General features: G+C 71.1%; 8 protein-coding genes. 3 read left to right on the forward strand and 5 right to left on the reverse strand.

What is annotated here, in order from left to right; genetic code table 11:
- Nucleotides 1–44: 44 nt before the first annotated feature.
- The 3 genes from ACZ5GT_RS26200 (at nt 45) to moaA (ending at nt 3,217) form a co-directional block, all read left to right on the forward strand.
- Nucleotides 45–401 carry a DUF485 domain-containing protein gene (locus ACZ5GT_RS26200; protein WP_469031024.1) on the forward strand — a complete coding sequence of 119 codons (357 nt, stop codon included), beginning with the start codon at nt 45–47 and terminating at the stop codon, nt 399–401.
- Nucleotides 398–2,023, forward strand: a complete 1,626-nt coding sequence (locus tag ACZ5GT_RS26205; RefSeq protein WP_469031028.1) for a solute symporter family protein — start codon at nt 398–400, stop codon at nt 2,021–2,023. Before ACZ5GT_RS26200 ends, ACZ5GT_RS26205 begins: the two co-directional genes overlap by 4 nt.
- Nucleotides 2,024–2,227: 204 nt before the next feature.
- Entirely contained in the window at nt 2,228–3,217 is a 990-nt protein-coding gene (gene moaA / locus ACZ5GT_RS26210; protein ID WP_469031030.1) for a GTP 3',8-cyclase MoaA, read from the forward strand.
- 44 nt (nt 3,218–3,261) lie between these two features.
- Here moaA and ACZ5GT_RS26215 read toward each other — a convergent pair whose 3' ends face one another.
- From ACZ5GT_RS26215 to ACZ5GT_RS26235, 5 genes are all read right to left on the reverse strand, one after another.
- Nucleotides 3,262–3,492 carry a hypothetical protein gene (locus tag ACZ5GT_RS26215; protein ID WP_469031032.1) on the reverse strand — a complete coding sequence of 77 codons (231 nt, stop codon included), beginning with the start codon at nt 3,490–3,492 and terminating at the stop codon, nt 3,262–3,264.
- Nucleotides 3,493–3,705: 213 nt separating this feature from the next.
- Nucleotides 3,706–4,104, reverse strand: coding sequence for a DUF3099 domain-containing protein (locus ACZ5GT_RS26220; protein ID WP_469031035.1), 399 nt, complete (start codon nt 4,102–4,104; stop codon nt 3,706–3,708).
- Between the two features lie 383 nt (nt 4,105–4,487).
- Nucleotides 4,488–5,756, reverse strand: coding sequence for a tyrosine--tRNA ligase (gene tyrS, locus ACZ5GT_RS26225; RefSeq protein ID WP_469031037.1), 1,269 nt, complete (start codon nt 5,754–5,756; stop codon nt 4,488–4,490).
- Between the two features lie 43 nt (nt 5,757–5,799).
- Nucleotides 5,800–7,194 (reverse strand): metallopeptidase TldD-related protein, encoded by a 1,395-nt coding sequence (locus tag ACZ5GT_RS26230; protein WP_469031039.1) that lies wholly within the window; start codon nt 7,192–7,194, stop codon nt 5,800–5,802.
- On the reverse strand, nt 7,191–8,714 hold the full coding sequence (locus tag ACZ5GT_RS26235; protein ID WP_469031041.1) for a TldD/PmbA family protein: 1,524 nt from the start codon (nt 8,712–8,714) through the stop codon (nt 7,191–7,193). Before ACZ5GT_RS26235 ends, ACZ5GT_RS26230 begins: the two co-directional genes overlap by 4 nt.
- Nucleotides 8,715–8,771 lie beyond the last annotated feature (57 nt).

Consider the following 8,771-nt stretch of genomic DNA (forward strand, 5'->3'; position numbering starts at 1 on the left):
CTCGCGCCCGGTCCCCGTCACCACCCGCAACGCGAGGAGACTTCGTGGCCACCGACGCACCGCCGCCCTCGAAAACCGAAGACCGGCTCCCGTCCACCGAGGAGTTCGAGGAGGTGCAGAAGAGCGCGGAGTTCGCCGAACTGCGCCGCTCCCACCGCTCGTTCGCCTTCCCGCTGACGATCGCCTTCATCGTCTGGTACCTGCTGTACGTCCTGCTGTCCAACTACGCGGGCGACTTCATGGGCACCAAGGTGGCCGGCAACATCAACGTCGCCCTCGTCCTGGGGCTCGCGCAGTTCCTGACCACGTTCCTCATCGCCTGGTGGTACTCGCGGCACGCCGCCGCGAAGCTCGACCCCAAGGCGCAGGCGATCAAGTCCCGGATGGAGAACGGCGAATGAACCACGCGCACACCACCCTGCTGGCGGCGGGCGCGGCCAGCGAGCACCGGACCCTGATCATCAGCCTGTTCTCGGTGTTCGTCCTGGCCACCCTCGTCATCACCGTCTGGGCCGGCCGCCAGACCAAGGACGCCGCCGACTTCTACGCCGGCGGACGGCAGTTCACCGCCTTCCAGAACGGCCTCGCCGTCTCCGGCGACTACATGTCAGCGGCCTCCTTCCTCGGCATCGCGGGCGCCATCGCGCTGGCCGGCTACGACGGCTTCCTGTACTCCATCGGCTTCCTGGTCGCCTGGCTGGTCGCCCTGCTGCTGGTCGCCGAGCCGCTGCGCAACTCCGGCCGGTACACCATGGGCGACGTCCTCGCCTACCGCATGCGCCAGCGCCCGGTCCGCACCGCCGCCGGCACCTCCACCATCGTCGTGTCGATCTTCTACCTGCTCGCGCAGATGGCGGGCGCGGGCGTGCTGGTCTCGCTGCTGCTCGGCATCACCAGCGACGGCGGGAAGATCGCCATCGTCGCCCTGGTCGGCGTCCTGATGATCGTCTACGTCACCATCGGCGGCATGAAGGGCACCACCTGGGTCCAGATGGTCAAGGCCGTGCTGCTGATCATCGGCGCCCTGCTGCTGACCTTCCTGGTGATGCTCAAGTTCAACTTCAACATCTCCGACCTGCTCGGCAAGGCCGCCGAGAACAGCGGAAAGGGCTCCGCCTTCCTCGAACCCGGCCTGAAGTACGGTGCCACCTCGACGTCCAAGCTGGACTTCGTCTCGCTCGGCATCGCCCTGGTCCTCGGCACCGCGGGCCTGCCGCACATCCTGATCCGCTTCTACACGGTGCCCACCGCCAAGGCCGCCCGGAAGTCCGTGAACTGGGCGATCGGCCTCATCGGCGCCTTCTACCTGATGACCCTCGCGCTCGGCTTCGGCGCCGCCGCGCTCATCAAGCCGGACGAGATCATCGCCTCCAACAAGGCCGGCAACACCGCGGCGCCGCTCCTCGCGCTGCACCTGGGCGGGGTCGACTCCAACTGGGGCGCCGTCCTGCTCGCCTCCATCTCGGCGGTCGCCTTCGCCACCATCCTCGCCGTCGTCGCGGGCCTGACCCTGGCCTCCTCCTCGTCGTTCGCCCACGACATCTACGCCAATGTCATCAAGAAGGGCCAGGCCGACGAGAAGCAGGAGGTGAGCGCGGCGCGCTGGGCGACGGTCGCCATCGGCGCCGTCTCGATCTTCCTGGGCGCCCTGGCCCGCGACCTGAACGTGGCCGGCCTGGTGGCCCTGGCGTTCGCGGTCGCCGCCTCCGCCAACCTGCCGACGATCCTCTACAGCCTCTTCTGGAAGCGCTTCACCACCCAGGGAGCCCTGTGGTCGATCTACGGCGGCCTGGTCACCGCGGTCGGCCTGGTGCTGTTCTCGCCGGTCGTCTCCGGCAAGGCGACGTCGATGTTCCCGGACGTCGACTTCCACTGGTTCCCGCTGGAGAACCCCGGCCTGGTCTCCATCCCGGTCGGCTTCCTGCTCGGCGTCATCGGCACCTACCTGTCCAAGGAGGAGCCGGACGCCGGCAAGTTCGCCGAGCTGGAGGTGCGGTCCCTCACCGGCACCGGCGCCCACTGACCCGCCCGCCGGCAACCCCCTGAGCGGCCGCGTCGCAGGACCCCTGCGACGCGGCCGCGTGCCGTCCCGGAGACGGGGCACCCTGTCCCGGGGGGCATCTGCGGGGCATCCTGTCCCGTGGGCGGGGCACCGTCGATGTCGGTGCCGTCGCGTACGCTCGCAATGACGCAGAACAACCGATCCGCCACGAGGGAGGGGGCCCACGTGCTCATCGACACCTACGGCCGGGTGGCCACCGACCTGAGGGTCTCGCTGACCGACCGGTGCAACCTGCGGTGCACCTACTGCATGCCCGAGGAGGGCCTGCAGTGGCTCGCGAAGCCCGACCTGCTCACGGACGACGAGATCGTCCGCCTGATCGGCATCGCCGTCACCTCCCTGGGCATCCAGGAGGTGCGCTTCACCGGCGGCGAGCCCCTGCTGCGCCCCGGTCTGGTGGGGATCGTCGAGCGCGTCGCCGCCCTGGACCCGCGCCCCCAGACGTCCCTCACCACCAACGGCATCGGCCTGAAGCGCACCGCGCCGGCCCTGAAGGCGGCGGGCCTGGACCGGGTGAACGTCTCGCTGGACACCCTCCGCTCGGACGTCTTCAAGGCACTCACCCGCCGCGACCGCCACCGGGACGTCATCGAGGGCCTGCACGCCGCCCGCGAGGCGGGCCTGACCCCGGTCAAGGTCAACTCCGTCCTGATGCCCGGGCTCAACGACGACGAGGCCCCCGACCTGCTGGCCTGGGCCGTCGAGCACGACTACGAACTGCGCTTCATCGAGCAGATGCCCCTGGACGCGCAGCACGGCTGGAAGCGCGAGGGCATGGTCACCGCCGGCGACATCCTCGCCTCCCTGCGCACTCGCTTCGAGCTGACCCCGGAGGGCTCCGACGCGCGCGGCTCGGCACCCGCGGAGCGGTGGCTGGTGGACGGCGGCCCGCACCGCGTCGGCGTCATCGCCTCCGTCACCCGCCCGTTCTGCGCGGCCTGCGACCGCACCCGCCTCACCGCCGACGGCCAGATACGCACCTGCCTGTTCGCCACCGAGGAGACGGACCTGCGCGCCGCCCTGCGCTCCGGCGCCCCCGACGAGGAGATCGCCCGCATCTGGCGCGTGGCGATGTGGGGCAAGAAGGCGGGCGCCGGCCTGGACGACCCGTCGTTCGAACAGCCCGAGCGGCCGATGTCGGCGATCGGCGGCTAGAACGCGACGACTGGAACGCCACGAAGGCTGGAGCGCGACGGCGGCTACTGGGCCTGGCCCTCGGAGCCTTCGGGTGCCTGCCAGTCCTCGAGGCTCACGACGTCCTTGAGGAATCCGCGCACGCCCAGGAACTGCGACAGATACTCGCGGTGCTCCTCGCACGCGAGCCACGTCTTGCGCCGCTCCGGCGTGTGGATCTTCGGGTTGTTCCACGCCAGCACCCACACGGCGTCGGCGCGGCAGCCCTTGGCGGAGCAGATGGGGGTGTCACTCACAGATATGTCTCACAACCGCTGTGAACAAGGCGACGCCGAGCAGCCACGGGGGGAGCTGCCCGGCGTCGGTCTGTCGCTCCGACGGGGGATGCGGAGCGCCTACGAAGTATGTCACGGGTCACCGGTCGCCCGGCACTGGAACAACATGATTGATCTGAGGTTTTCTTGAGCTTGGCGTCAAGTCGACCCTCGGTCGCGGACCGGCCTCCGGGGTCAGGTCCGCCTGTGCTGCTCGCTTCGTTCTCCCGGCGCGGGCCCGGCCGCGACATCTTCCGGATCGGGTTCCGCGAAACCGTCGTTCGTCCGCGGCGGCGCGACCATCGGACGCACCGGAGCGGTGATGAAGGTCGACGGCAGGGACGGCGCGTTCTCGCGCCCGGCGTTCGCGACCACCACCGCGATGTAGGGCAGCACCGCCCCGAGGACCAGCGCCACGATGGCGACCGGCCGCTCGATGTTCCACAGGCAGGCCGCGAGGATCACCGACACCGTACGGATCGACATCGAGATCACGTACCGGCGCTGCCGCCCGCGCACGTCCTCCTGGAGGCCGGTCCGGGCTCCGGTGATCCGGAACACCTGGACGTTGCCGCCGCCGCGTTGCTTCCGCATCACATTCCACCATCCGCCCGTCTCGGACTTCATACACCCCGGGACCGGACCGCCCCGGTCGGGGAAGCACAGCCCAATACGTCCACGTTACGCCGCGTCCACGCCGCCCACGAGACCGGGTCCCGGGCCCGCCTGCGCGGACGCCCTCGGCCCCGGCGCGTACGGCCGTCCCCGGCATGCGCCGTACCGCATACGGCCGGACACCCGACGCACCGCTACGCACCGCTCACGTCGAGTCGTCGTCGAGCCGTGCCAGGAGGCAGGGTGCGAGGCGGAAACGCACCCGCCGGGCCCCGGGAACGCGGGCGGCCGGCCCGGGAACGCGAACGGCGGGCCGCAGCCTCTCGGCTGCGACCCGCCCACGCTCCGCGCCGTAGCGGCGGTCAGCCTCCGGCCACCTCGACGGCGGCCAGGTTCCGCTTGCCGCGCCGCAGCACCAGCCACCTGCCGTGGATCAGGTCCTCCGCGGCGGGGACGGCGTCCTCACCGGTGACCTTCACGTTGTTCAGGTAGGCGCCGCCCTCCTTGACCGTGCGCCGCGCCGCCGACTTGCTGGCCACCAGGCCGACCTCCGCGAACAGGTCGACGACCGGACCGAGCGTGGCGACCTGGATGTGCGGCACCTCGGACAGCGCCGCCGTCAGCGTCCGCTCGTCCAGCTCCGCCAGCTCGCCCTGGCCGAAGAGGGCCTTGGACGCGGCGACGACGGCGGCGGTCTGGTCGGCACCGTGCACCAGTGTCGTCAGCTCCTCGGCCAGCGCCCGCTGCGCGGCACGGGCCTGCGGCCGCTCCTCGGTCTGCCGCTCCAGCTCCTCGATCTCCTCGTGGGACCGGAAGCTGAAGATGCGCAGGAAGTTCGACACGTCCCGGTCGTCGGCGTTCAGCCAGAACTGGTAGAAGGCGTACGGCGTGGTCAGCTCGGGGTCGAGCCACACCGTGCCGGACTCCGTCTTGCCGAACTTGGTGCCGTCCGCCTTGGTGATCAGCGGGGTGGCCAGGGCGTGCACCGAGGCGTGCGGCTCCACCCGGTGGATCAGGTCGGCGCCCGCGGTGAGGTTGCCCCACTGGTCGCTGCCGCCGGTCTGCAGCGTGCAGCCGTAGCGCCGGTACAGCTCCAGGAAGTCCATGCCCTGCAGGATCTGGTAGCTGAACTCGGTGTAGCTGATGCCCGCGTCGGAGTTGAGCCGCCGGGCGACGGCCTCCTTCGAGATCATCTTGTTGACCCGGAAGTGCTTGCCGACGTCCCGCAGGAACTCGATGGCCGACAGACCCTGGGTCCAGTCCAGGTTGTTGACCATCAGCGCGGCGTTCGGCCCGTCGAAGTCCAGGAACCGCTCGATCTGGCCGCGCAGCCGCGTCACCCAGCCGGCCACCACCTCCGGATCGTTGAGCGTGCGCTCCGCGGTCGGCTTCGGGTCACCGATCAGGCCGGTGGCGCCCCCGACCAGGCCCAGCGGGCGGTTGCCCGCCTGCTGGATCCGGCGCAGCGTGAGGATCTGCACGAGGTTGCCGAGATGCAGGCTGGGCGCGGTCGGGTCGAAGCCGCAATAGAACGTGACGGGGCCGTCCGCGAACGCCTTGCGCAATGCGTCCTCGTCAGTGGAGAGGGCGATCAGCCCGCGCCACTTCAGCTCGTCGACGATGTCCGTCACGGTTCTCGTGTCTCCTCGGGTGGGCTCGTAATCAGGTACGAGGTTATACGCCCTGGCTGACAGAGCTCATATTGAAGTCCGGTACCCGCAGCGCCGGCATCGCGGCCCTGGTGAACCAGTCGCTCCACTCCCGGGGCAGCGTCTTCTCCGTACGCCCGGCCTCGGTGGCCCGCCCCAGCAGGTCCACCGGCGACTCGTTGAACCGGAAGTTGTTCACCTCGCCGGTCACCTCGCCGTTCTCGACGAGGTAGACGCCGTCCCTGGTCAGACCGGTCAGCAGCAGCGTGGCCGGGTCGACCTCGCGGATGTACCACAGGCAGGTCAGCAGCAGACCGCGCTGCGTGCCGGCCACCATCTCCTCCAGGGAGCGGTCGTCGCCGCCGTCCAGGATCAGGTTGTCGATCGCCGGCGCCACGGGCAGCCCGGTCACGCCCGCGGTGTGCCGGGTGGTCGTCAGGTGCGTCAGCTCGCCCCGGCGCATCCAGTCGGTGGCGGTGAGCGGCAGACCGTTGTCGAACACCGACTGGTCGCCGCTGGAGGAGTGCGCGATCACGAACGGCGCCGACTCCAGGCCCGGCTCGTCCGGGTCGCTGCGCAGCGTCAGCGGCAGCTCGGCCAGCTTGTCGCCGACGCGGGTGCCGCCGCCCGGCCGGGAGAACACCGTGCGGCCCTCGGCCGCGTCCCGGCCCGACGCCGACCACATCTGGTAGATCAGCAGGTCGGCGACCGCGGTCGGCGGCAGCAGCGTCTCGTACCGGCCGGCGGGCAGCTCGATCCGCCGCTCGGCCCAGCCGAGCCGCACGGCGAGCTCCGCGTCCAGCGCGGCAGGGTCCACGTCCTTGAAGTCGCGGGTGGAGCGGCCCGCCCACGCCGAGCGGGTACGGTCGGGCGACTTGGCGTTCAGCTCCAGGGTGCCGTTGGGCTGGTCGTGGCGCAGCCGCAGCCCGGTCGACGTGCCGACGTAGCTGGAGACCAGCTCGTGGTTGGCGAAGCCGTACAGCTCGCGGCCGCCCGCCCGCGCGCGGGCGAACGCCTCGCCGAGCGCCGGGGCGAAGTCGGCGAACACCGCGGAGGTGGTCTCCGCGGGCGCCTCCATGAACCCGGGGGACTGGGTGACGCCGGTGACCAGCGGCTGCGCGTCCTCGGCGGGTCCCGCGCCCCGGGCGGCGGCCTCAGCGGCCCGCACCAGCGGCTCCAGCTCGTCCACGGTCACGGCCGCCCGGGAGACCACGCCGGAGGCCGTGCCCTGCTTGCCGTCGACGGTCGCGATCACGGTGAGCGTGCGCCCGCGCGTGACGCCGTTCGTGGTCAGCGCGTTGCCCGCCCAGCGCAGGTTGGCGGTCGACTGCTCGTCGGCGATCACCACGCAGCCGTCGGCGGTGGACAGTTCAAGGGCCCGCTCGACGACCTCGTGCGGCTTGTTGCTGCGGGCGCTCATCGACCGGCCTCCTGCGTGGTGTTGAGGATGTTGACGCCCCGGAAGAGGGCCGACGGGCAGCCGTGCGAGACGGCGGCGACCTGACCCGGCTGGGCCTTGCCGCAGTTGAACGCGCCGCCGAGGACGTACGTCTGCGGACCGCCCACCGCCGCCATCGAGCCCCAGAAGTCGGTGGTCGTGGCCTGATAGGCGACGTCCCGCAACTGCCCGGTGATCCGCCCGTTCTCGATCCTGAAGAACCGCTGGCCGGTGAACTGGAAGTTGTAGCGCTGCATGTCGATCGACCAGGACCGGTCCCCGACGACGTAGATCCCCCGGTCCACCCCGCCGATCAGGTCCTCCGTCGACATCCCGGCAGGGTCCGGCCGCAGCGACACGTTGGCCATGCGCTGCACCGGCACGTGCGCGGGGGAGTCGGCGTACGCGCAGCCGTTGGACCGCGCGAAACCGGTCAGCTTCGCGATGCGCCGGTCGAGCTGGTAGCCGACCAGGGTGCCGTCCTTGACCAGGTCCCAGGACTGCGCCTCGACGCCCTCGTCGTCGTAGCCGACGGTCGCCAGGCCGTGCTCGGCGGTGCGGTCGCCGGTGACGTTCATCAGCTCGGAGCCGTAGCGGAGCTTGCCGAGCTGGTCGAAGGTGGCGAACGAGGTGCCGGCGTACGCGGCCTCGTAGCCGAGCGCGCGGTCCAGCTCGGTGGCGTGGCCGATGGACTCGTGGATGGTCAGCCACAGGTTGGAGGGGTCGACGACCAGGTCGTACAGGCCCGGCTCGACGCTCGGCGCCCGCATCTTCTCGGCGAGTAGCTCGGGGATCCGCTCCAGCTCCGTCTCCCAGTCCCAGCCGGTGCCCCGCAGGTACTCCCAGCCGCGGCCCACGGGCGGCGCGAGGGTCCGCATCGAGTCGAACTCGCCGCTGGACTCGTCCACGGACACGGCGGTGAGCTGCGGGTGCAGCCGGACGCGCTGCTGGGTGGTCACGGTGCCCGCGGTGTCGGCGTAGAACTTGTTCTCGTGCACGGTGAGCAGGGAGGCGTCGACGTGGTTGACGCCGTTCGCCGCCATCAGCCGCGCGCTCCACTCCGCCAGCAGCCCCGACTTCTCCTCGTCGGGCACCGCGAACGGATCGATCTCGTACGACGACACCCACGTCCGGTCGGCGTGCACCGGCTCGTCGGCCAGCTCCACCCGCTCGTCGGAGCCGGCCGCCCGGATCACCTCGGCGGACAGCTTCGCCATCGCCACCGCCTGCGACGCCACCTTGGCGGCGGCGTCCAGGGTCAGGTCCACCCCCGACGCGAAGCCCCACGTGCCGCCGTGCACGACCCGCACCGCGTACCCGAGGTCGGTGGTGTCCGAGGAACCGGCGGGCTTGGCGTCCCGGAAGCGCCAGGAGGCGCTGCGCACCCGCTCGAACCGGAAGTCCGCGTGCTCGGCGCCCAGCGCACGCGCGCGTGCCAGCGCGGCGTCGGCCAGCGGCCGTAGCGGGAGCGCCAGGAATGACTGATCGACTTCGTGGGGCACCGGTGGGATCCCTTCGGGCGCTTGCCTGTTGTGACCTTCGGAGGCAGTGAATCACGT

The sequence above is a fragment of the Streptomyces sp. NPDC031340 genome, assembly GCF_055569945.1.